The sequence below is a fragment of the Neobacillus paridis genome (genome assembly GCF_016765675.1).
GTDB lineage: Bacteria > Bacillota > Bacilli > Bacillales > Cytobacillaceae > Neobacillus > Neobacillus paridis.
In genome coordinates, this window is record NZ_JAESWB010000025.1 from 112,021 (window position 1) to 135,523 (window position 23,503).

A 23,503-nucleotide genomic window follows, 5' to 3' on the forward strand; every position below is an offset into this window, starting at 1 on the left:
TAATGAGTAAACAAATTTTAAAATTTTCACGAGTTGGATGTACACCATGTAAAATTATGACTAATTTCTTAAATGAACAAGGTGTAGAGTATAAAGAATTAGATGTTGAAGATGATGCTCAATTAGCAGTACAATATGGAATTTCAGGAGTTCCAACACTATTATTAGTTGATGAAAATGGTGATGTTTTAGATCGTGTTGTAGGTTTTAATCCATCTGCAATTGAAAAATTATTAAGTAATTAAATAGATGTTATTAACTTAATCTTCCATAATAATAAATAAATCAACAAACAAAAAAGGAGAATATACAATGAATAAACGATTTAAAGTAAATGATTATGTTTGGGTTCATCCACTTAAAACAAAAGCAAAACTATATACGTTAAATAGAGATAATAATACTGCAAAAGTTGAAATTATCACATCATTTAACAAAGAAACGGGTGAAAGAACAACTAAATTAGAAACCGTGAAACTGTCTGATTTATCTCCTTATCGTGACAAGAAAGGCAATAAAAATGAAGTGAGGAAACCAAAGGAAACTTTACTGTTTGCTAAAGTTAGACCAACTGCTATTATTCCATCAAAGAATTATGAAGATGCAGGATATGACATTTATTGCGACTTTGATGAAACTGAATTAGTTATTAAACCAAATGAAGTTAAATTAATTCCTACAGGTATTGCAAGTTGCATGTCTCCAAAATATGTATTAGTCATCAAAGAACGTGGCTCAACTGGAACGAATTGCATGTCTGTTCGTGCAGGAATTATCGACTCAGGTTTCCGAAACGAAATCTTTGTACCAATTAATAATACAAGTAATAAAACTATCGTAATCACTAAGGATAAAAATAGAGTTCAAGGCACAAATGAATTGATTTATCCATATGAGAAAGCTATTGCTCAAGGATTATTACTACCTGTTCCTAATGTTGAAGTTAAAGAAATTACATATGAAGAATTACAAAAAATTCCATCAAAAAGGGGATTAGGTATGTTAGGAAGTAGTGGTAAATAATAAAATACTTGATATCATTACAATAAATGTTTAAAGTTATATTGATATAGTCAAATATAAATGCTTTGAAACTTAATAAAATGCTACTTTTAAAGAATAAATAGTACATAATAAAGGGGGAGGTGGAATATCCTCTCTATTTTTAAATAAAAAAAGGAGAAGAAAATGGATAGTCTAAATGTATTAATTGAAAAAATGCAAGACAAATTGGAAGGATATAGGAGGATTGCCGTATGACTCCTGAAGATTATTTTAATAAATATCAATACTTGGTGGATAAAACAATTTACCGTATGTTTATTGATCCTTATGGAGTATGTAGACAACACAGAATGGAAATGGATGACTTAAAACAATATGGTCTTGAGGGACTATTTAAGGGATGTTTAAGTTATAAAATAAATAAAGGAACACACATAACTACTCATTTAATTAATAATATTCGTTGGAATATTTGTGAAAAATTAAAACGTGAAGGATTTATTAAATATGATTCAAATAAGTATAATTCAATTGAAAAATTTAATTTATTATCAATAGATAATAATGTACCTAATGATAAAAATGAACCAACATTAGATACCTATCATGATTTAATTCCATGTAAAAATGTTCATGTTGAAGAAGAAGCTATTAGTGAAATTAAAATAAACAAATTACTATCAGAATTAACTAAAAAACAAATAGAATTTATAAAATTAAAAGCACAAGGTTATTCATCAGGAGATATTGGAAAAATGTATAAATGTACTGCTTCCAATGTTAAATGGCATTTATACCAAGTTAAAAATAAATTAAAACACCTTAGGGAAGTGATTTAGAATGAGTTATGTTGATATGGTAGCTGTTAATGATTTAAAGAATATTCTTCAACAAGAATGGGAAATAGATAATCGTGCAAAATGGGAAGATGGAGAGCAAGTTAAAACAAAACGTATTTTACAAGTGGCAAATATTTATGATTTATCACAAGGATTTCCAATAAGCACATTAAGGGAAATAAATTTTAAAGCAGCAATAGATGAGATTAGATGGATATATTTTCAAATGTCTAACAAAATTAGTGACTTAAATAGTAAGATATGGAATTCATGGAAAAATGAAAATGGAGAAATTGAACGTGCTTATGGATATCAGATTGCTAAATCAACAATGGGATTTCCTTCACAAATGCATTATATATTAAATGAAATTAAAAAAAATCCAACAAGTAGACGTATTCAAATGAATATGTTCAGTGTAGAAGATCAAGAAATTAAATCTAAAAAATCATTAATTGAATGTGCTTATGCCACTCATTTTTCAGTTAAGAATGGTAAATTACATATGACGTTAATACAAAGAAGTGGAGATTCACTCACAGCAGCATTAGCTGGAGGATGGAATTGTGTACAATATGCCGCTTTACAACATGCTATTGCTAAAGAGTGTAATTTAAATGTTGGATATTTTACACATTTTGTTCAAGATTTACATCTATATAATAAACACGAAAAACAAGCAAAAGAATTAATTAGACGTTATGAAGAATTAGGGTCATTTGATTTACCAATTTTAAAAATTGCAGATAAACCAATATTTGAATTAACTGCTGATGATTTTAAATTAATTAATTATAAACATCATGGGAAAATTGGAAGGATTGAAGTAGCCATATGAGTATAAATTTAATCACAGCAATTGGACTTAATCGTGAAATAGGTTTTCAAGGAAATCTACTCTGTCATTTACCAAATGATTTAAAACATTTCAAAAAATTAACATCTGGACATTTCGTAGTTATGGGTGCTAATACATTTAATTCAATTGGCCATAGTTTACCTGATCGGCAGAATATTATTCTTTCACATAAAACGAAACATAATTTTCCACCAGATGTATATGTTTATAATAGTATTGAAGATATATTATTCGAATATGAAAATTACGCAAATAAAGATGTTGAATTATTTATTATAGGTGGAGAATCTTTATACAGACAATTCCTACCTTATTGTGACCGTATCTATTTAACTATAATTGATAATATATTCAATGAAGCAGATACATTTTTTCCTGAAATAGATATTAGCGAATGGAAAATAATTGAACATATTGTAAATAATAAAGATGAAAGTCATAAATACAATTATCATTATATAACTTATGAAAGATTTTAAATAAAAATAATTTAACATGACTATTGATTAATGAAAAATAAATTGATATAATCAAAGTATCAGATAAATGATACTATTTTTTAAATATATAAAAGGATGTGAATACATAATGAATAATATTATTCGTGATGGATTAGGTAGAATATATGGTTCAGTTAATAATTTCTGGTACTCTGATGATGAATATTGGGAAGATCATAAAGAACGAAACGTTATTTTTCCTAAGCATAATGAAAATAAACCAAGTCCTGTACATATTTGGAATTTATATGATAATAAAGAAAAATAAATATTGAGGTGTAAAATGATAAAATTCGATAGAAATACATTACCAGAAAAATACATGATAGCAATTCTAATAAATTATTTAACTGAAAAAGGATTATTTGATTTTGATGATTTCCTTAAATATCTTGATAAAAATATTGAAGAAATCAATGCAAAATACGAAGGCAAGACATTATTTGATATTATGATGGCTTAATGATAAATAATTTAACAAAAACAATTAACTAATGTAAAATATATTGATATACTAGATTCATCATCTAGTATATCTGAAAAAATAGTAATATTACGTTGACTTAGCGGCGTTAGATCGAGAAGTAGTGAATAAATTACACTCGATAAGGTATTCCTAGTTAAACTAGGTGAAACACTAGTCACAAATACCGACTAGACAATTCAATTATAAAAACAGCAAAAATCGCTGTAACAATATACATAGATGTATGAATTGTAAGATTTAGAAGGCAAGAATCATACAAAAACTGTATTAGTAACAATATGCTTAGATGTATGAATTGTAAATTAACTTAACAAGTGCGAACAGTAAGCTAACATCAAATCACTAAAATATTCGCACCAAAAACTACCTTCGGTGACTTACCACCGATATACCGAGATAGTGAAATTGAATGAGGTACAGTAACAATTTAATACACTCGGAATAAATTTACACGAAAACTGAATAGATATGCGATATTTGGCAGTTGCAATACATATATGAGTGTAAATAGTAAGTTTGTCCCAAAAACAATCATAAAATAATACATCCGTTGCAATATATATTAATTATTTAACAGTAAAGCTAAAAAAACAAAAATTAAAAGGTGGGTAAATTAACATGACAACAAAAACAATGAAATATGAAATAAAATACGAAAAAGATTTATACAATTTACTAAGCGATATTCAATATGAAGTATTCTTATTAAAAAATAAAGCAACTTCACTTGCATATGATTGGCAAAACTTTTCATTTTCTTATTTTAATAGATTTGGAGAATATCCTAAAGACAAGAAGATTACAGGTGTTACACTAACTGCTGATATTAATAGAATACTAAAAGAGGATCATGCTAAATCAGTTTATTCTATGACTCGTGAGACAGCTGTAAAAGAAGCAGTAGATAAATTTCAAAATGATATAGTAAAAATTCGTAAAGGTGAAATTTCCATAATGCGATATAAACGTGATGGTAGTTTCCCAATAAGATCAAAACAAATTAATCAAATAAAGAAAGTTAATTCGAAGAAATATACTTGTAAATTATCATTATTATCAAGAGAAGGAGTAAAAGAACGTGGATTAAAAAATGGTCAAATAGAAGTTGAATTACGAACAGGTAAAGGGGCATATGAAATTTTAGATAGAATTATAGATGGTACATATAAATTGTGTGATAGTCGTATTACTAAAAATAAAAATAAATTTTACCTACTTGTTACATATAGTTTTGAATCTAAAAAAGAAGAACAACTAGATACAAACAAAATAATGGGAATTGACTTAGGTGTAAATATTCCAGCAATGTTAGCTATTTCAGATAATAAGTGGTATCGTCAACCAGTAGGAGATTCACAAGAAATTAAATCGTTTCAGAATCAAGTAGAATCACGTAAAAGAAGGCTACAGAAACAGCGTAAATGGTGTGGTGAAGGAAGTATTGGACATGGTACAAAAACACGTTTGACGCCATTAAATAAATTATCAGGTAAGATTAAGAGATTTAAAGACACTAAGAATCATTGTTGGAGTAGATATATTGTCGATGAAGCTGTAAGAAATAAATGTGGAACAATTCAAATGGAAGATTTAAGTGAAATTGCAGAAGAAAATACATTTTTAAAAACTTGAACTTATTATGATTTACAGCAAAAGATTAAATATAAGGCTGAAGAAAAAGGAATTAAAGTTGTAATGATTAATCCAGCACATACGAGTGGAAGATGTCCATGTTGCGGATATATACATAAAAGTGTAAATAAAAAAGAATGGCGACCAACACAAGATACTTTTAAATGTATGTATTGTGATTATGGTAATAAATTTCGGGTATCCAAACTTCTTGGGGAAAACATAGTATATGAACAGTTATAACCAATACCCTATTCGTCAACTTTAATGGGGAATAGATAGTTTAATAATATACAAGTTATTGAATAAATACTCTTAATCTACACTATTATAATTATACAAATATATGAATAGTTATGAGGTGTCTAAAATGAAAAGTCCGAGTGTTTTACAAGATGAATTAAATAAAATAATTAAATATATAGATATGTATTCTGAAAGAGTAGTAGAAGCTATGTGTAATGGTAATGGATTTGATGAAGAACGATATGAACAAGAAATCGGCTATTTGGAGAATAAGAAGGAACTACTGGAATGGGTTCTCAATTAAAAGTAAATTAAATTAATATTGGAGAGTGTTTAGATGGGGAAAGAATTACTTGGAAGTTTGGAATTGAATCGTATTTATCAAATGGACTGTACGGAAGGGATGAAACTTTTACCAAATGAAAGTGTTGATTTAGTATTAACTGACCCTCCTTACAACGTTTCTCAAAAGTCTAATTTTCATACTATGGGTAGAAAAGGTGTTGATTTTGGGGAATGGGATAAAGAATTTGACCTAACTTCGTGGATACCATTGGCAGTGAGCAAACTTAAAAAAGGTGGCTCGATAATCATATTCAATGCTTGGAGAAACTTAGGAACAATTGGGGATGAATTAGAGAAACAAGGATGTACCATAAAAGGAATGTCACAATGGACTAAGACTAATCCAATGCCACGCAATAGAGACAGACTTTATGTAACGAGATATGAGTGTGCTGTATGGGCTGTGAAAGGTAAGGGTTGGACATTTAATAGGCAAAGAGATAATTATGAAGATGGCATCTTCTCTTATCCTGTGGTTAATCACAAAAAGCGTATTCATCCTACTCAAAAACCTGTGGAATTGTTAGAAGAAATTATCAAAATACACAGTAATGAAAATGATATTATCTTGGATTGTTTTATGGGTAGTGCCTCAACTGCTGTTGCTTCTACTTTACAGAATAGAAAGTGGGTAGGGTTTGAATTAGAAAGAGAATACTACGAACTTGCAAATAAACGTTTAGAACAAATTCAATTGGAAGATGATTTGGAAATGTATAAGTAATACATAAACGTTATACCTCCTGCTGACGATAACTATAATATGACATCACGAATAAACAAGGATGTATATCTACCATGAACATCTTAGGATTAGACGAATTTAACGTAATAGAAGGTTACGATAGCGAACAATATTACAAGTTTGTTGTTGAAGCCAAAGAACCACCAACATTCTGTACTAAATGTGGGACAACCGTAGAATTGGATGAAAATGGCGACTTTGTGACACATGTTTTCAAAAGGAAAGATTGGCGACCACGAACAGTAGCCGACCTTGATTTAAGAGGTAAGAAAGTTGTTATACAAGTCAATCAGAAGCGTTTCTTCTGTCCATATTGTGGAGGTGATTTCACTGAATACTTTAACTCGGTTGCAAGGAATGACAAGGTTACAGTGCGATTATGGAAGCGTATGGGTGAAGAATCAGTTAGCGTCAAAAACACATTCAAAAGTGTAGCCGAGCAATACGGCATATCAGATACAACTGTTAAGAAAGCCTTTTGGGAACACGTTGATAGATTGTATGAAGATAGCGTGTTGATTGCACCAAAAGTGTTAGGAATTGATGAAGTGTATCTGCATGAAGAAGGATTTGAACGCAAACAACCATTTGCAGTATTCACTGACATTGAGAAAAAGGAAATCATTGAATTTGTACAGGATAACTCAAAGGAAAATGTAATACGGATTATCAAAAGTATGAAGGGTTACGAGAACATTGAAGCAGTTACAATGGATATGAACAGTGGTTATCGTCATGCGGTAAAGGAAACTATACCAAAAGCATTTTGTGTAGTAGACCATTTCCACGTTATTCAAAAGGCTAACATGAAACTGAATGAAATACGTGCCAAGATACAATCTAAGCTACCAGAAGGCGATAAGAAGGAACTGTTTAAATGTAGATGTAAGATTACTTCTAATCGAGAGAAACTTCCAGAAGAAGCCTTATATGAACTTGATACTGTATTAGAGAAGTACCCTAAACTCCAAACAGCGTATAGGATTAAAGAAGGATTGCGTGACGTTTACAAACAGGAAAAGAAATATGATGCTTACCAAATGTATCACAAATGGGAAGAATCAATCCCCAAAGATGCTAAAGAAATGAAAGGCATCCAACGTATGATTAACCGTTTAAAGAATGAAGTATTTGCTTATTTTGATGGCAACTTTACAAATGCTTATACAGAATCTATAAACAATGTAATTAAACGTGCTGTACGTTTGGGTGTTGGCTATTCATTTGAAGTGTTAAGAGCAAAAGTGTTATTCGGCACAAAGGCAACTGAGATTAAGAAAGTTAAAGAAATGAATTTCAGACGTATATTCAATTCACTTACTATGCAATATGAGGATGTTGAATGTGCAGAAAGCTATACAGAAAAGTATTCATACAGAGTGAATATTGATAGGCTATTTGATGAATTGGAGCAAGGGGAATTTTAACCGATTCCCTTTGATTTTCCCAATGAAAGTCGAATACCCTAAATTTCATGTTAATGTCGATTGGGTTGCTGCTCAAAATATAGCGACTCCGAATATAGAAAGCATAATCAAAGAACAATTAAATAAACAAGCAGAACAAATAAATAATGCTAAAAAATACATAGTATAAATTAAAAATATTGATAAAATTATTAAGGAACAATTGGAATTTCAAAAAAATACTTTAAACATAATTTAAAGTATTGTGTTTAATATATAAATAGGAGTGATTATTTGTCATATTTATGGGGATTAGATTTGAGTTTATCTAATACTGGAATAGCTATTATTGATTTAAATACATATAATCCAATATTGGTAGATTCAGTGAAAACAAAACAAAATAAGAAATTAAATGAACGTGACGATCATAAAGAAAGAATTAAACTTATTACGGATAGATTTGATGAATTAAACAATACATATCCAGCAAGTATCGTTGCGATTGAAGCACCATTTGTCCAACATAATAAATCAACTAAAGCAATAATGAAAGTGCATGGTGTGACTCAAAGGTGGTTTTACCATGTACCACAATATTACTATGCACCAACTACAATTAAAGCAACAATTATATATGGACAAGCTAAAAAAGAGTTTGTAAAGGAAAAGTTGAAATTAGTTTATCCATATATTGAATGTAAAAATAATGATGAATCAGATGCTCTAGCTATTGCGATTACATATTTAATTAAAAATAAATTAATAAAGTGGGATAAGAAATTGAAACAATGAGTGAAAAAATGAAAAAACCAAAAAATATTTAATGTAATAGGAGATATATAATGATAATAATTTCAGATAAAATGAAAGATAAATGGAAGGAAGAAATGAATAAAGTTCCTGATGAATTAGTAAAAAAAATAGCAGAAACCATACATAAATATTATTAATATAAAACTATTAAAGGTTGTCTATTAAGGCAACCTTTTTAACTTGTCCACATACGCTAAATTATGATATATTAAAAGCAACATATGCAAATTCAGAGGTGGAAAGTATATTATGAGATTAATATGGACTGAAGAAGAAGAGGAGATTTTAAAAAAGAATTATCCAACTTGTGATATGGATGAATTATTAAAAATCCTTCCACGATTCACAAAAGAAAAAATCAGAATAAAAGCATGTAAATTGGGTATTAAGAGGATTATTAAAACAACACGTAAAGAAAACTCAAAAATGGTCAGATGGAATGACGAAGAAATAGAACTACTAAAAAAGGTTTATAAACATTCAACTAACGATGAATTATTACAGTTGTTTCCACGATTCGATTTAAGAAGAATTAGATACAAAGCAAGAACTTTAGGATTAGAAAAATCAAATGATATTAAGAATAAAGATAAAGAGGAACAAGTATCAAAAATGTTGGGTGATTCTGAATGGACAGATGAAGAAGTTAAAATTTTAATTGAAAATTATGAATTGATGGGTGGAAAAGGATTGACCAAACTTTTACCAAATAGAACACGATTATCAATTACTTCTAAGGCATCTAAAATGGGATTGACAACTGAAAGAGAAGCACGATGGGTTAATACTGGTGTGAAATTTTCCAATGAAGATATTTTTTCTATACAAGTCACATTCGAAAGGGTGGATAGATAATGCCAACATTGACTTCACAGTATGACGTTATTAATAAAATAAAATTTGTAGCTGTATATCTTCGCAAAAGTCGTGGAACTGGTGATATGGAAGTAGACTTAGAAAAACACTATACTAAGATAAAAGAATATTGTAAAGAATTCAAGTGGAAATTTGTAGTATACGAGGAAATTGCTTCAGGAAGCGATATTACAAATCGACCAGAAATGCAAAAATTATTAAATGATGTAAGTAACGATATGTATGATGCTGTATTTGTATTTGACATTGATAGATTATCAAGAGGTGGAAGTTCAGACCAAGAGAGAATTTTCTCTACTTTTCGAAATACAAATACATTAATAGTATCTGCGAATCCATTTAAAATATACAACTTAAATGATGAATCTGATGATATGATGATAGACATGTTTGGATTTATTGGAAAGATGGAATACAAACAAATCCGTAAACGTATGTTGACTGGTAAAAAAATTGGATTAAATATGGGAAAATGGACTAACGGTAATCCTCCATTTGGCTATCGTTACAATCGAACTTCTGATCCAGACAAAAAAGGAAAACTAATAGTAGATAAAGAAGAAGCTAAAATTGTTCGTGAAGCTGTTGATAAATATTTAAACGGATATTCTACGATTGATATTGCATGGGATTTTAATAAGAGAAAGATACCCTCACCAGGAGGAAGTAGATGGAATGCAGTAACCATTACTAGAATTTTTAAGTCTAAAATTTATCAAGGTCATATGGTTGGAAATAAATCCGAGGGGAATAGAAATAAAAAACGTTCAGACACATCCAAACCGTTTCGTCCTTTACCTGAAAATGAATGGATAGTTATTCAAAATTGTCATGAACAATTAATTACAGAAGAAGAATATGAATTAATTATGAAAATGTTAAAAGATAATACTAAAAAACGATTTAGAAATAAAATCAATACTTTCACTGGAATTATAAAATGTAATATTTGTGGGAATATCATGCATCATAAAACATTGCACAATAAAGATGGATTGGCAGCTTGTGAATGTGGTAATCATGGAGGAACAATTGATATAATAGAAGAATCTATTTATCAATCTGCTATACAATTAAGAGATAGATTGAAACAGATTAAAGTGGAAGAAGTAGAATCACAAAGAGAAAATCAATTACTCAAAGAAATAGAAAGTTTAGAAAAGCAACTTGTAAAACAAGATACTGCACTAGAAAGAATTGAAGAAATGTATGAAGAAGGAGAATACGACAAACCTAAATATCAAATGAAAAAGAAAAAAAGAGAAGAAGAAAAATGGAGATTGGAAAACGAATTAAAGAAATTAAGAAAACAACTCAGTTCAGTTGATTCACAAAACAACAAAGAAAGAATTTCTAAAATTGACCAATTTATTAACGATATAAAAAAGGACAACAACTCAGAGCAGAAAAATAGAATTTATAAATCGTTAATTAGTGAGATACTTTGGGAAAAGAAAACGAATGAAAAGGTGAATATAACTATAAATTTTCTTTAAGGGGATAATTAACATTAATAGTATTTAATGTTGTAACTATGTTGCATAATATCCAAACTATGAAGCAGCCCTCGAGGCCGCACGAAACGCTAGATAATTCGAAAAGCAAAAGCGACCGTTTTGCGACGTATGGACTGGAGGGGTTCGACTGAGATAAAGGAAACACGAAGAGCGTTAGCGATTTGATGTTGACTTATCGTAGGGAGAAGACCGAAGTACACTAGTCGCTGGGCGCTGGAGCTAGACAATTTTTCAAAGTTCAATTAGGGCCTCGCCATTCGGCGGGGCCTTTTAAACTTGTGTTAAGAATACATACGTGATTATAATCTTAGTAGTAAAGGAGGGAAAAGATTGAATTCTCCAGTTGAGCAATTATTTACCTTATTTAATGAGACATCTATTCGCTTGCAGGACGAGCTGGGATGTTCTTATTTGGAGGCATTGGCGGAGTCCGGAGAAAATGTATTCCAGGGTGCCGTTCTTCAAGAGGAACTAAGTGAATTAACAGTTAAATGGCTAACAAAACAATATGAAGGGATACACTTAGGGCAATACTCCAAAGAAGAGATCCGCAAGGCATTCCAATTGGTGATCTTAAAAGGGATGAAGGAAATGGTCCAGCCTAACCACCAAATGACTCCGGATTCTGTAGGGATGCTGACGGCCTTTCTCGTCGAAAAGTTTATTAAGACTCCATCCTTTCGTTTGCTTGACCCGGCAGTTGGTACAGGCAATTTATTGCTGACGGTGTTAAACTACACGGATAAAAACGTTGCGGCTTATGGGGTGGACATTGATGACTTGCTGCTCAAGCTTGCTTATATTAATGCCAATTTACAGCAGCAACCGGTGCAATTCTATAATCAAGACAGTTTAGAGACTCTCTTTATTGATCCGGTTGATGCGGTAATTGCAGATTTGCCTGTAGGTTATTATCCCAACGATATCAGGGCCGATGATTATCAATTAAAGGCGGATAACGGTCATAGTTATGCCCATCATTTATTTATTGAACAAAGCGTTCGCCATACGAAACCGGGAGGATATTTATTTTTTATTATCCCAAATGGATTATTTGAAAGTGAACAAGCAGGTAAGCTTCATGATTTTATCAAGGAACATCTGTTGATTCAAGGATTGCTGCAGCTCCCTGTCAGCATGTTTAAAAATAAGAATGCTGCCAAAAGCATATTTATTGTTCAAAAGAAAGCTGCTGACCTTAAACCGCCTAAGCAGGCATTACTAGTAAATTTACCAAGTTTATCAAATAAACTGGAAATGGATAAAATTCTATTTAAAATAAATAAATGGTTTCAAGACAATAAGGGATAACATCGTTCATTGGTGTTATCTCTTTTTTATTTTATCAATTCTGAATAAAACTATATTTCGCTGCAATCGATTACATTTCAAAAGCATCTTGAAATGCTATTTTCGCAGTGATTAAATGAAAATTCGGGGATGTAATACAAAGGTATTATGCACAAACTATAAGAGTAAATAAATGGATACAAAAAAATGTTTTTAGATAAAGGAGCGATCGTACATATGGCGAAAATAATTGCGATTAATGCCGGGAGTTCTTCTTTAAAGTTTCAATTATTTGAAATGCCGCAGGAAGAGGTCATTACAAAGGGGCTGATCGAGAGAATTGGGTTAAAGGATTCCATTTTTACGATTACAGCAAATGGTGAAAAGCTTCAGCAAACTCTGGATATTCCTGATCATGAAGTAGCTGTTAAAATGCTGTTGGAAAAATTAACCTCACTTGGAATTATTGATTCATTGGATGAAATAGAGGGTATTGGTCATCGCGTTGTTCATGGCGGGGAAGAATTTAATGATTCCGTTCTTATCATTGATGAGGTATTACAGAAAATTGAAGGTTTATCGGAATTGGCGCCATTGCATAATCCGGCTAATGTGACAGGAATTAAAGCGTTTAAACGGGTCCTTCCCAATGTCCCGGCTGTTGCGGTATTTGATACCGCCTTTCATCAAACAATGCCGGAAAGTTCTTTTTTGTACAGCCTGCCGTATGAGTATTATCAAAAATACGGCATTCGAAAATATGGCTTCCACGGAACGAGCCATAAATACGTTTCCCAAAGAGCTGCAGAAATTTTAAGCCGTCCGCTTGAACAGCTGCGGCTGATTTCCTGCCACTTAGGGAATGGTGCGAGTATCGCAGCCATTCAAGGAGGAAAGTCGATTGACACTTCGATGGGCTTCACCCCTCTTGCCGGGGTAACAATGGGAACCCGGTCTGGAAACATTGACCCGGCACTTATTCCTTTTATTATGGAGAAGACGGGAAAGACAGCAGAAGAAGTACTGGAGATTTTAAATAAAAAGAGCGGCATGCTGGCTATTTCAGGTTTTTCAAGTGATTTACGAGATATTGAAATTCAGGCAAGTCAAGGTAATCAACGGGCACAGCTCGCTTTAGATGTTTTCTCCAATCGGATTCATAAATACATCGGTTCTTATGCAGCCCGCATGAATGGCGTGGATGCGATTATCTTTACCGCAGGAATTGGTGAAAACAGCGATGTGATTCGCGAGAATGTGTTAAGGGGCCTGGAGTTTATGGGGGTTTATTGGGACCCTGCCCTTAACAAAATTAGAGGTAAAGAAGCATTTATTAGTTACCCCCACTCTCCCGTAAAAGTCATGGTCATCCCAACAAATGAAGAAGTCATGATTGCTCGCGATGTTGTCAGGTTAACGGCAAATCGATGAAGCAAAGACAAGCAAAGGCCCTGTGGCTTTTGCTTTTTTCTTAACCCATTATTAATGTGCTATACTGGTAATAGAACCAGATTTAAGGGGGAATGTTGATGCCGCTGACAGATCGCGAAAGAAAGGTCTTAAACGATATAAAGGAATGGGAAAATAATTTATTGAATTACCAACCAAATGATTTTCAATTAACCTATGAAAAATATTTGGAGAGGTCCTTTTCCCTATTACCGGAAAACTTGCAGAAACAATTTTTTGCTGTCATCGATACTTGGCTGTTTCACCTGCATGGCATTATTCAAGGTTCCCAGCTTCAAATGGATACAAAAGAAAGAATCATTGCGTCGGGAAGAATTTTTCAAAAGGAAATCGAAGAAATCACTGACATGCGGCGATTAACAATTGAGCAATTGCAATACATAGCTGAACAGCAAATTGCCAGACACCGTTTTTATTCATTCGCTCAAGGCGGATTGGCGGGAACGGGAGGTACCCTTTTATTGGGAACTGATATCCCGGCAATGGCTGTAATTAATTTACGAGTAGTCCAGCTAATTGCGATGACCTATGGGTTTGAAATAAATACTCCCCATGAAATGATGACGTCTTTAAAGGTATTTCATACGGGCACATTGCCACCCAGGATCCAAAAAGCGGGATGGTCGATGTTGATGAAGGAATTAGCTGACGAAGATCATTACTTCTATGAAGGAAAAGAAGAAATTATAGACATTACCTGGATTGAACTGCCTGTACAACAATTATTAAAGGCAATGGTTATTACTTTATTTCGAAAAAAAATGATTCAAGGTATTCCCCTTGTCAGCATGGCAATAGGGGCTGGCGTAAATTATCAAATAACAAGAAAAGTAACAGAGGTGGCTCACAAATATTATCAACTGCGCTATCTAAAGGCTAAAGGGGAGTTGTAAGCATGAGTACACAAGAACATAAAATGCAGGCACCACGGACAGTCAACTGTAAAGTCATTACAGTAAGTGATACAAGAAATCAAGAAACTGATAAAAGCGGCCGGCTGATGATTGATTTGTTGGAACAAGCGGGACATAAAATAGTGGAATACTGTGTTGTAAAGGACGAGATTGAACCGATAAGGAGAGAAATTTTACAAGCTTGCAGCCGTGAAGATATCGATGTAATTCTAACAAATGGCGGCACAGGAATTGCCAAGCGGGATGTAACGATTGAAACAGTAAAGGGTTTGCTGGATAAGGAAATTGTTGGTTTTGGGGAATTGTTCAGAATCCTGAGTTATCAAGAGGATATTGGTTCGGCAGCTATTTTATCAAGGGCCATTGCCGGGGTGGTTCAAAATAAAGCGGTATTTTCAACACCGGGTTCTTCCGGTGCGGTTAAGCTTGCGATGAATAAATTAATCCTCCCCGAGATCGGCCATGTTGTAAGAGAAATTAACAAGGATTTATAAAAGCCTACTTTTCATGGTGGTTTGCTAGGCTGGCGTCAGTGCCCGGCGGCTTATTGCCCTAACCGGTCACTTCCGCATATTTATTGATGGACTTTGCCTGAAATGGTTTGATTTGCCCGGTACCAGAGCCATAAATCATTTATGATCGATGCCAGCTCGGCAATCTCACTGTTCAACCGGCAGGAGCGGGGAAAATCAGTTTCATTGTCAAGTTGTGCTTGTTTTTTATTTATTTCCGATTCCAGTTCAACAATCCGGTCAGGTATCGCTCCCCGAATTTTTTCCCAGTGGTAAAGAATAGCCTCTTGCGTTTCTTTACTATAATCCTCCCAGTCGGATGATAATTCAGGAATAAAGATACCAAGACGCTTGTCGAAAGAAAAATATTCTTTCATTGGTATTCCTCCAAGTTGTATAGTTATTTACCATTGTACTACACAATCTTGATCGAGGGCTAAATTTTTTAAAAAAGCACGGAAGCTGCTATCGCTTCCGTGCTTAAAATTTTATTCGATATCTTTTTGTGTACGTATGACGAGAACATCACAAGGAGAATAGCGGATGATATGTTCAGAGACACTTCCCATAAAAAATCTTTCTACTACATTTAAGCCTGTAGCTCCGCAAAGGATTAAGTCAACGTTGTGGTTCTTCGCGAGATCTCTTGGAATCCTTACTTTTGGAGAGCCAAAATCAATTTCGTATGTGACATCATGTAAGCCAGCTTCCAGAGCTTGTTTTTTATAATTCTCAAGCATGTCTGTTGCAAGTTTTTCTGCTCTGTCACCTACCACCGTGTCATATGCTTCGATCAATGCAAATGACCTGGTATCGATGACATGAACCAACAGCAGTTTTGCGTTATTTCTTTTGGCAATTTCAACCCCTTTTTTGAAAGCCCAATCTGCTTCTTTTGAGCCATCAATTGCAACCATAATTTTTTGGTATGTTACTCCCATGATTATCATCTCCTCCCTTTGATTATACAATATTTAACAAGGAATAACTATTGCAATTTTTTGAACAATAAGAAGGAATTCAACTTTGAAAAAGGAGATTTTGAATATGGGTAAAAAAGATCCAAATAGGCAAAATTTATTCGAATTTGATGAGCATGGAACCAACCTAGTCGGGGAACAAATCATGGATGCCTATAATATCGGTTTTATCGACACGGAGACGACCGCCGATGAAAGTGATGAATTTTTTTCGGCTGAAGGGTAAAGAAAATCGCAGATATAAGTTTTTTCTAATGTTAAACTGCTGAACGAACTTGTTAAAAATGGCTATACTACATGATTGGGGTAGCCTTTTGTGTGTTTATCACTGAAAATTACCGAAAGCAGGGCGATTACCCAAGACTTTATTAAGGCTCTTGCATATTCTTTAGTGAAAACACATGAGGAGGTTAAAAAATGAATACTAATATGTATATGGGTCCTGGATATGAACAAATGCCGTATAATCCTGGTGACTCCCGGCTATGGGGAGGATTTGGCTGGGGTTTTAGGCCATGGGGCTTTGGCTTCAGACCATGGGGCTGGGGCTTTGGCCGGCCGTTCGGCTTTGGCTTCCCATTTGGCTTTGGTTTTGGCGGTCCGTTCTTTGGCGGTTTCCCATTCTTCATTTAAAAAAAATTAGAATTTTGGGCAGGATTAAATAAGACTAACACACAAAAACCAGCATCTAACTGATGCTGGTTTTATATATTATTATTAGTGGAGCCGCAATTGCCGTATTAAATATAAGAAAGTTTTAAACCACCACTCCTCAAAGTGGGTGTTCGCACAAAGTTCCTGCATGTCCCCCATGTCGTATAGACAGAGGCCTGTCATTTTAGCTTTGTTTTAAAACTCCCTATAACAGTCTAAAGGTTAAAACTTTATTATGATTACGTACAACGCAGCTTGTATAAGTATATTACTGCAAAACTTGCTAAAGTTCAATGTGAATAGTTGGAAATTGGTTTCTTATCTGATCATTTGTAGTTCTTTTGGAAATTTAGTCAATACCTTGGCACCTTCTGCGGTTATATAGACATCATCCTCTATCCGTACACCTGCTACATTTGGTACATAGATGCCCGGTTCAATCGTGTAAACCATGCCTTCTTCAATAACAAGCTGATTGGTTTCGGTCATTGAAGGATACTCATGAATCCCAATTCCTAGACCGTGTCCCAGCCGATGTGGAAAATATTCACCGTAACCGGCATCAGTAATGATTTTCCGTGCAGTCAGGTCGACTTGGGCAGCCGTTACCCCCGGCTTGCTTGCTTCAATAGCAGCTAATTGAGCCTGTAAAACCGTATCATAGATTTCTTTCTGCTTATCATTAATATCACCGTAGGCAACGGTTCGTGTGATATCAGAACAATAACGATCCACCACAACTCCTAAATCAAAAAGGACAAAATCGCCTTTCCGAATTTTTGTATCTCCAGGGTTTCCGTGGGGAGAAGCAGCATTAGTTCCCGTCAATACCATTGTGGCGAAGGACATTTCGCTGACGCCCTTTTGTTTTAAGGCATATTCCAAAGCATTCAAAACATCAAGTTCCGTCTTGCCTTCTTTAATTTCGCTGCAGCCGAATTCAACAGCATAATCGGCCAGCGCGCATGCTTCTTGAATTGCTTTTAATTCTTTTGCATCTTTAATCATGCGGAGCCTTCTTACTTTTTCTTCTGCCGAAACAAATACAGCTTTCGGGAACAATTGCAAAAGCTGTTCATATCGTTCAACATTCATATGTTCTTTTTCAATCGCAGCTTTAGTCACCCCATGAATCCTTTTCCCAATCGCTGTGTGAATCATTTCCCATGGATGATCAATGTCGCTGAAGCCGATAATTTCTTGCTCCCAGCCTGACCGTTTTGCATCATGAACTTCCATTGCCGGACAGACTAAAAATGGCTCTGCCTCCTGGAAAACAGCCAGCGCAAGCAGCCGCTCGTGTGGGTCTGTATAATAACCGGTTAAATAAAAGACATTCTCTGAAGAGGTTAAAAAGCTAACTTCAATTTCTTGCTCCTTCATCCATGTTTGCAGCTTTTCTAAACGCTGATTCAATTTTTTTGCCTCCTTCATATGTATTACCACATTGAGAGTATCAATTTAAAATTAAAAAGTAAACTATCAGTGACCGGTAAAAGTTCACCTAATTGTCCTTTGGCTTAGAAAAAGAGAAGGAATTTTAACTTTTTTATGGAAGTACATTAATGTATAGATATTAAAAAGGAGCTGAGAAGATGAAAATTTCATATCACGGACATGCGGTTGTTCAAATTCAAACAAATGGAAAGACAATCTTAATTGATCCATTTATTACCGGTAACAGTTTAACTGATTTGAAGGCAGAAGAAGTAAAAGCAGATGCGATTATTTTGTCTCACGGTCATAATGACCATGTCGGCGATACCGTTGCGATTGCGAAACGAAATGATGCTCTCGTTATTGCGAATGCTGATCTTACCACATACCTCAGCTGGCGAGGAGTTAAAACGCATGGTATGAATATTGGCGGTGCCTGGGAATTTGACTTTGGAAAGGTAAAGTTTACCCAGGCTTTTCACGGTTCAGGATACACCACAAATGACCATGAAATCATTTATTGCGGTATGCCGACGGGAATTCTGTTCATGAGTGAAGGCAAAACGATTTACCATGCCGGTGATACCGGGTTATTTTCTGATATGAAGCTGATTGGCGAACGTCATCCAATTGATGTAGCATTTTTACCGATCGGTGATAATTTTACCATGGGGCCTGAAGATGCAGCCTACGCAGCCAAACTATTAAAGGCCAAGATGGTGGTGCCCATTCATTACAATACCTTCCCGCCAATTAAACAAGATCCACATCGTTTTATCGAAATGCTAGAAGCTAGAAACGGAAAAGTCTTAAATCCAGGTGAGGCAATCGAATTGTAAAATTTATTAGATTCACATACTTTTTTCCTCCTATTGTGCATACAGTGAAACAAGCAGTATTTATAATAGGAGGAGTGAACAAGTTGAAAAAAAATAGATATTTACTTTGCCTGTTACTTTGTGGTTTGCTGCTTTATTTTGCTGTACCGCGGCTTTCGGTAACGGCTCAAGGGATTCAAGGAGTTTTCGCTATAACTTGGCTGATCTTTGCCTTGATGGTTATTGCCGGCAATTTAACGGCACTGCTTTATGCTCCGAAAAGAAAAGTGCAAAGATCCCAACCACAAAAATTGCCACGAAAATCCCGTTCCTTCTAACTGAATAATGTGAGAAAGCGCATTGAATCAAGACTTTTAAAACTTTATAATGGAATTTAGGCATCATTCTAGAAAAGGTTCCAGAAGAAGCGAATTCGAGAGTATAAAGGGTGAAGGTCTTGGCTACAAAACATGAACAGATATTACAATATATTGATGGACTGCCAATTGGAGAAAAAATCTCGGTTAGACAAATAGCCAAAGCATTAAATGTGAGCGAAGGTACAGCCTACCGGGCCATTAAGGAAGCGGAAAATAAAGGGTATGTCAGCACGATTGAACGGGTAGGAACCATCCGTATTGAACGCAAGAAAAAGGAAAATATTGAAAAACTCACATATGCTGAGGTAGTTAATATCGTAGATGGCCAAGTTTTAGGCGGCAAAGGCGGTTTGCATAAAACACTAAATAAATTTGTCATTGGGGCAATGAAATTAGAAGCTATGATGCGATACACTGAAGCCGATAATCTTTTGATTGTTGGAAACCGGACACAGGCCCATGAACTGGCATTAAAAGCTGGTGCAGCTGTCCTCATAACCGGGGGATTTGATACCGATGAACATGTAAAAAAATTGGCCGATCAGCTGGAACTTCCGATTATTTCTTCCAGCTATGATACGTTTACGGTAGCAACGATGATTAACCGTGCGATTTATGACCAGCTCATCAAGAAAGAAATTATTCTGGTTGAAGATGTATTAACCCCCCTGACGAAAACCTATTATTTACGGACTTATGATAAAGTCCTCAAATGGCACGAGTTAAATCAGCAAACAACTCACAGCCGCTACCCGGTCGTCGATCAAAATCTAAAAGTTCAAGGAATGGTAACTAGTAAGGATATACTTGGGCGGGATCGTGATATTACGATTGATAAGATTATGACCAAGCATCCGATGACCGTTAATGGAAAAACAAGTGTCGCTTCGACAGCCCATATGATGGTTTGGGAAGGAATTGAGGTTTTGCCGGTAGTAGATGATGCCAACCGATTGGAAGGAATCATCAGCAGGCAGGATGTTCTGAAGGCATTGCAGATGAACCAGAGACAACCGCAGGTTGGTGAAACAATTGATGATATTATCACCAATCAAATGGAGCTAGTGAAGGAAAAAGAAAGAGGCGAAGATATCTTTACATTGGAAGTAACTCCGCAGATGACCAATCATCTTGGAACGATTTCATATGGTGTGTTTACAACCATTGTTTCAGATGCAGCTAATCGAGTGTTACGCGGTTATAAAAAGGGCGATTTAGTCGTTGAAAATATGACGATTTATTTTCTAAAACCAGTTCAGATGGAAAGTAGATTGGAGATCCATCCCAAGATCCTGGAAGTTGGTCGGAAATTTGGTAAAGTGGATGTAGAAGTTTTTAAAGATGGAGTTCTTGTTGGGAAAGCGATGATGATGTGCCAGTTAATTGATCGGACATAACAACCATTTTACAAAACGAGAAAGCCGCTTCCTCTTTTAGAAGCGGCTCCATTAGTTTTCGACATCTAATTCTCTGGCTTCCTCGATGGCAAATGGAAGATAATGTTTATATTTCTTATACCCGATCCAGGCAAAATAGCTTCCATAAAGAATAAATACAATTGCGACAAAATAATTAACGAGGGATTCAGCGATAAAAATCAAATGGTTTAATCCGAATAAACTGACAAAAAGTCCAAGAGCGATATTGGATTTCGCCGCAAGCCACTTTTTTTCAACCGGGCGGTTGCTTCGAAAGTATTTTGTTTTATAAAATAGATAGAAAACCAATAAAATAATAATGAAAAAGATAAAAATAAACATTATAACTCCTCCAAGTATCAAACTGATTATTATTGTACCGTTAAATTTATGAAAATACCACAACCAGGTTTAACTGTGAAAGGGTAAAGGAGCGCTTATGAAAGAGAAAATATTAGAGGCCATCAACCAATATGAAACGATCATTGTTCACCGCCATGTCCGTCCAGACCCTGACGCCTATGGTTCACAGGGAGGATTAGTAGAAATTTTAAAAGAGTCCTTTCCGGAAAAAAATATCTATGCCGTCGGGAAGGATGAACCAACACTCGAATACTTGCGCAGTCTTGATGTAATTGCGGATGAGGTTTACAACGGGGCTTTAGTCATTGTTTGTGATACGGCAAATAAAGAAAGGATATGCGATTCCCGCTACTCCATGGGGGATATGCTAATAAAAATTGATCATCATCCAAACGAAGAACCATATGGGGATCTTTTGTGGGTGGATACAACCGCAAGCTCCTGCAGTGAGATGATTTATGATTTCTACCTGTATGGAAAGGACAAAGGATTAAAAATGAATGATGAAGCGGCCAGGCTGCTCTTTGCTGGTATTGTTGGCGATACAGGCCGGTTTATTTTTCCCAGTACGACAGAGAAGACCTTTGCTTATGCTGGGGAATTAATTCACTATCAATTTTCCAGACCGGAATTATTTGACAAAATGTATGAGCTTGAACCCAATATTGTGAAGCTTAAAGGCTATATATTGCAAAACTTTGAGTTTCAAGACAATGGCGTGGCGATTGTAAAGCTGACTAAAGGGCTGCTGGAAGAATATCACGCAAAACCGGCTGGGGCCTCGCTTTTAGTTAATGCTTTACAGGATGTAAAAGGAATCAAGGCTTGGGTTTTCTTCATTGAGGAAAATGACCAAATAAGAGTTCGGCTTCGCTCTAAGGGACCGGTTATTAATGGAGTGGCAAGGAAATTTAGAGGCGGGGGACACCCGCTGGCTGCAGGTGCTTCAATTTATTCATGGGATGAAGTAAATGATGTCATTAATGAACTCCATAAAGTTTGCGAATAGGGATTTAAGCGGGAACGGCCAAACCGATATGGCCGTTTCCCTATTCAGCAAACTGGATTTCCAACTCGACTGTTAAGGTCGTGAAAATGACCATCTCCCGTACCTTCAGCTTATACCTTTTATCATATATTTTAATCGGTTTATTTTCGATGATTTTCTTAATTAAATCCTTACTTTTCGCAACTGTTTCTAAATCTTTTGCCAGAACCATTTTAATATCATTCCGAACGTCTTCTTCTGTCTCAAACACACTAAACTCATCCAGCTTATATTTTTCCCAGTTGATAATTTTGATATTAATCTTTTGGATGGTTATTTTTCCTAAATTACGGTTATTAAGCTCCTCATAGTCTTCCTGCCAAATTTTTATGTCATTTTTTAATTCGGCAATATCGTTCTCCTGTTTGCGAATGAGCTTTGCGTTTTCTTCCTGCCAAACACCAAAAATATATAAAAAAATACACCAGCTGATCATACCGCCAATAACCATTCCTGAGAAAAAGCGCTGCCATGATGGTCTTTGGTAATAAGGAGGAATTCTCATGGTGAAATATGCTCCTGGGTGAGCCAGTTGATGACGAGCGCGCCTGTTTGAGCGCCGCCTAAAGCAGACAGAATTAATAAAAATTGCTTAAAAAGATCCCTTGTCTCTGCATTTAAAAAACCGCGTTCAAACGTATAAACGGCATCAAATGTTCCGCCAATTGCTGCCACAATTGCCCATATTCTAAGTGCTGAAGAAAGCCGATACACAGTCGTCAATGGTGGCTGTCCGGTTAAAAAAGAAGCAATTCCTCCAATCAGCGAACCACCGAGCAGGACACCCAAGGCGATAAAGTAACTTTCAATAAATGCTGGAAAAAAACCGATTTCTTTCATACAGTTCTCCGTCCTTGTTTTCACAATATATGGTCTTCTACCATTTATATGGACAGGCAGTCATAATTATGAATGATTAAATGAGAACATATTTTCTTTTTTTAAA

30 protein-coding genes, 1 other RNA gene and 1 pseudogene are annotated in these 23,503 nt (G+C 34.7%); 25 read left to right on the top strand and 7 right to left on the bottom strand.

All coding sequences use genetic code 11. The features are described from left to right. Window positions 1-2 precede the first annotated feature (2 nt). The 19 genes and pseudogenes from JK635_RS02500 to JK635_RS02590 all read left to right on the top strand — a co-directional run bounded on the left by JK635_RS02500 (window position 3) and on the right by JK635_RS02590 (window position 15,441). Window positions 3-245: a thioredoxin family protein gene (locus tag JK635_RS02500; RefSeq protein WP_202652109.1), complete on the top strand. Its 243-nt coding sequence runs from the start codon at window positions 3-5 to the stop codon at window positions 243-245. A gap of 67 nt (window positions 246-312) precedes the next feature. Further along, entirely contained in the window at window positions 313-1,023 is a 711-nt protein-coding gene (locus tag JK635_RS02505) for a dUTP diphosphatase (protein ID WP_202652110.1), read from the top strand. Between the two features lie 233 nt (window positions 1,024-1,256). Then, on the top strand, window positions 1,257-1,844 hold the full coding sequence (locus JK635_RS02510) for a sigma-70 family RNA polymerase sigma factor (protein WP_202652112.1): 588 nt from the start codon (window positions 1,257-1,259) through the stop codon (window positions 1,842-1,844). Window position 1,845: 1 nt separating this feature from the next. Next, entirely contained in the window at window positions 1,846-2,682 is an 837-nt protein-coding gene (locus tag JK635_RS02515) for a thymidylate synthase (RefSeq protein WP_202652113.1), read from the top strand. Then, entirely contained in the window at window positions 2,679-3,182 is a 504-nt protein-coding gene (locus tag JK635_RS02520; RefSeq protein ID WP_202652114.1) for a dihydrofolate reductase, read from the top strand. Before JK635_RS02515 ends, JK635_RS02520 begins: the two co-directional genes overlap by 4 nt. 109 nt (window positions 3,183-3,291) lie before the next feature. Then, on the top strand, window positions 3,292-3,471 hold the full coding sequence (locus JK635_RS02525) for a hypothetical protein (protein ID WP_202652115.1): 180 nt from the start codon (window positions 3,292-3,294) through the stop codon (window positions 3,469-3,471). Between the two features lie 15 nt (window positions 3,472-3,486). After that, on the top strand, window positions 3,487-3,666 hold the full coding sequence (locus JK635_RS02530) for a hypothetical protein (protein ID WP_202652116.1): 180 nt from the start codon (window positions 3,487-3,489) through the stop codon (window positions 3,664-3,666). Between the two features lie 642 nt (window positions 3,667-4,308). Next, a complete protein-coding gene (locus JK635_RS02535) occupies window positions 4,309-5,322 on the top strand; it encodes a hypothetical protein (protein ID WP_202652117.1) in 1,014 nt (337 codons plus the stop codon). Between the two features lie 15 nt (window positions 5,323-5,337). After that, window positions 5,338-5,565 (top strand): annotated as a pseudogene (locus JK635_RS24945) (zinc ribbon domain-containing protein); the annotation flags it as partial. Between the two features lie 127 nt (window positions 5,566-5,692). Beyond that, a complete protein-coding gene (locus JK635_RS02545; RefSeq protein WP_202652118.1) occupies window positions 5,693-5,872 on the top strand; it encodes a hypothetical protein in 180 nt (59 codons plus the stop codon). Between the two features lie 33 nt (window positions 5,873-5,905). After that, on the top strand, window positions 5,906-6,637 hold the full coding sequence (locus JK635_RS02550) for a DNA-methyltransferase (RefSeq protein ID WP_235887844.1): 732 nt from the start codon (window positions 5,906-5,908) through the stop codon (window positions 6,635-6,637). Between the two features lie 74 nt (window positions 6,638-6,711). Next, the gene (locus JK635_RS02555) at window positions 6,712-8,085 is read left to right on the top strand and encodes an ISL3 family transposase (RefSeq protein WP_202652119.1); all 1,374 of its coding nucleotides are present in this window, start codon (window positions 6,712-6,714) and stop codon (window positions 8,083-8,085) included. A 273-nt stretch (window positions 8,086-8,358) separates the two neighbouring features. Then, entirely contained in the window at window positions 8,359-8,859 is a 501-nt protein-coding gene (locus tag JK635_RS02560) for a crossover junction endodeoxyribonuclease RuvC (protein ID WP_202652120.1), read from the top strand. 270 nt (window positions 8,860-9,129) lie between these two features. Beyond that, on the top strand, window positions 9,130-9,735 hold the full coding sequence (locus JK635_RS02565; RefSeq protein WP_202652121.1) for a hypothetical protein: 606 nt from the start codon (window positions 9,130-9,132) through the stop codon (window positions 9,733-9,735). Beyond that, complete coding sequence (locus tag JK635_RS02570) at window positions 9,735-11,252, top strand: recombinase family protein (protein WP_202652122.1); 1,518 nt, start codon at window positions 9,735-9,737, stop codon at window positions 11,250-11,252. Before JK635_RS02565 ends, JK635_RS02570 begins: the two co-directional genes overlap by 1 nt. 351 nt (window positions 11,253-11,603) lie before the next feature. Beyond that, window positions 11,604-12,584: a class I SAM-dependent methyltransferase gene (locus JK635_RS02575; protein ID WP_202652123.1), complete on the top strand. Its 981-nt coding sequence runs from the start codon at window positions 11,604-11,606 to the stop codon at window positions 12,582-12,584. 216 nt (window positions 12,585-12,800) lie between these two features. Beyond that, the gene (locus JK635_RS02580) at window positions 12,801-13,994 is read left to right on the top strand and encodes an acetate kinase (protein WP_202652124.1); all 1,194 of its coding nucleotides are present in this window, start codon (window positions 12,801-12,803) and stop codon (window positions 13,992-13,994) included. Between the two features lie 98 nt (window positions 13,995-14,092). Further along, window positions 14,093-14,926, top strand: a complete 834-nt coding sequence (locus tag JK635_RS02585) for an EcsC family protein (protein WP_202652125.1) — start codon at window positions 14,093-14,095, stop codon at window positions 14,924-14,926. A 2-nt stretch (window positions 14,927-14,928) separates the two neighbouring features. Next, window positions 14,929-15,441 (top strand): MogA/MoaB family molybdenum cofactor biosynthesis protein, encoded by a 513-nt coding sequence (locus JK635_RS02590; protein WP_202652126.1) that lies wholly within the window; start codon window positions 14,929-14,931, stop codon window positions 15,439-15,441. A gap of 80 nt (window positions 15,442-15,521) precedes the next feature. Here JK635_RS02590 and JK635_RS02595 read toward each other — a convergent pair whose 3' ends face one another. Both JK635_RS02595 and JK635_RS02600 read right to left on the bottom strand, forming a co-directional pair. Further along, entirely contained in the window at window positions 15,522-15,836 is a 315-nt protein-coding gene (locus tag JK635_RS02595) for a hypothetical protein (RefSeq protein ID WP_202652127.1), read from the bottom strand. A gap of 111 nt (window positions 15,837-15,947) precedes the next feature. Continuing rightward, complete coding sequence (locus JK635_RS02600) at window positions 15,948-16,400, bottom strand: universal stress protein (protein ID WP_202652128.1); 453 nt, start codon at window positions 16,398-16,400, stop codon at window positions 15,948-15,950. Window positions 16,401-16,506: 106 nt separating this feature from the next. Here JK635_RS02600 and JK635_RS02605 point away from each other — a divergent pair, with 106 nt between their 5' ends. Both JK635_RS02605 and JK635_RS24610 read left to right on the top strand, forming a co-directional pair. Next, window positions 16,507-16,665 (top strand): hypothetical protein, encoded by a 159-nt coding sequence (locus tag JK635_RS02605; protein ID WP_202652129.1) that lies wholly within the window; start codon window positions 16,507-16,509, stop codon window positions 16,663-16,665. Window positions 16,666-16,856: 191 nt separating this feature from the next. After that, window positions 16,857-17,072, top strand: coding sequence for a hypothetical protein (locus JK635_RS24610; protein WP_202652130.1), 216 nt, complete (start codon window positions 16,857-16,859; stop codon window positions 17,070-17,072). An 86-nt stretch (window positions 17,073-17,158) separates the two neighbouring features. Here the strand turns inward: JK635_RS24610 and ssrS are convergent. Together ssrS and JK635_RS02620 are read right to left on the bottom strand one after the other, a co-directional pair. Next, window positions 17,159-17,353, bottom strand: a non-coding RNA gene (ssrS, locus tag JK635_RS02615) — 6S RNA. A gap of 58 nt (window positions 17,354-17,411) precedes the next feature. Beyond that, complete coding sequence (locus JK635_RS02620; RefSeq protein ID WP_202652132.1) at window positions 17,412-18,509, bottom strand: M24 family metallopeptidase; 1,098 nt, start codon at window positions 18,507-18,509, stop codon at window positions 17,412-17,414. 179 nt (window positions 18,510-18,688) lie between these two features. On the opposite strand from JK635_RS02620, the gene JK635_RS02625 reads away from it, so the two are divergent. From JK635_RS02625 to JK635_RS02635, 3 genes are all read left to right on the top strand, one after another. Next, the gene (locus JK635_RS02625) at window positions 18,689-19,369 is read left to right on the top strand and encodes a metal-dependent hydrolase (protein WP_202652134.1); all 681 of its coding nucleotides are present in this window, start codon (window positions 18,689-18,691) and stop codon (window positions 19,367-19,369) included. An 83-nt stretch (window positions 19,370-19,452) separates the two neighbouring features. Continuing rightward, window positions 19,453-19,686 carry a hypothetical protein gene (locus tag JK635_RS02630; RefSeq protein WP_202652136.1) on the top strand — a complete coding sequence of 78 codons (234 nt, stop codon included), beginning with the start codon at window positions 19,453-19,455 and terminating at the stop codon, window positions 19,684-19,686. Window positions 19,687-19,805: 119 nt separating this feature from the next. Next, the gene (locus tag JK635_RS02635; protein WP_202652138.1) at window positions 19,806-21,125 is read left to right on the top strand and encodes a CBS domain-containing protein; all 1,320 of its coding nucleotides are present in this window, start codon (window positions 19,806-19,808) and stop codon (window positions 21,123-21,125) included. Between the two features lie 51 nt (window positions 21,126-21,176). On the opposite strand, the gene JK635_RS02640 is transcribed toward JK635_RS02635, so the two are convergent. Beyond that, window positions 21,177-21,488, bottom strand: coding sequence for a YtpI family protein (locus JK635_RS02640; protein ID WP_202652140.1), 312 nt, complete (start codon window positions 21,486-21,488; stop codon window positions 21,177-21,179). Window positions 21,489-21,585: 97 nt separating this feature from the next. Between JK635_RS02640 and JK635_RS02645 the strand changes: the two genes are divergently transcribed. After that, window positions 21,586-22,518, top strand: coding sequence for a DHH family phosphoesterase (locus tag JK635_RS02645; protein ID WP_202652142.1), 933 nt, complete (start codon window positions 21,586-21,588; stop codon window positions 22,516-22,518). A 40-nt stretch (window positions 22,519-22,558) separates the two neighbouring features. Here JK635_RS02645 and ytrI read toward each other — a convergent pair whose 3' ends face one another. Continuing rightward, on the bottom strand, window positions 22,559-23,062 hold the full coding sequence (gene ytrI / locus JK635_RS02650) for a sporulation membrane protein YtrI (RefSeq protein WP_202652144.1): 504 nt from the start codon (window positions 23,060-23,062) through the stop codon (window positions 22,559-22,561). Then, complete coding sequence (ytrH, locus tag JK635_RS02655) at window positions 23,059-23,397, bottom strand: sporulation membrane protein YtrH (protein ID WP_202652146.1); 339 nt, start codon at window positions 23,395-23,397, stop codon at window positions 23,059-23,061. The genes ytrI and ytrH overlap by 4 nt, the downstream gene beginning before the upstream one ends. Window positions 23,398-23,503: the final 106 nt, after the last annotated feature.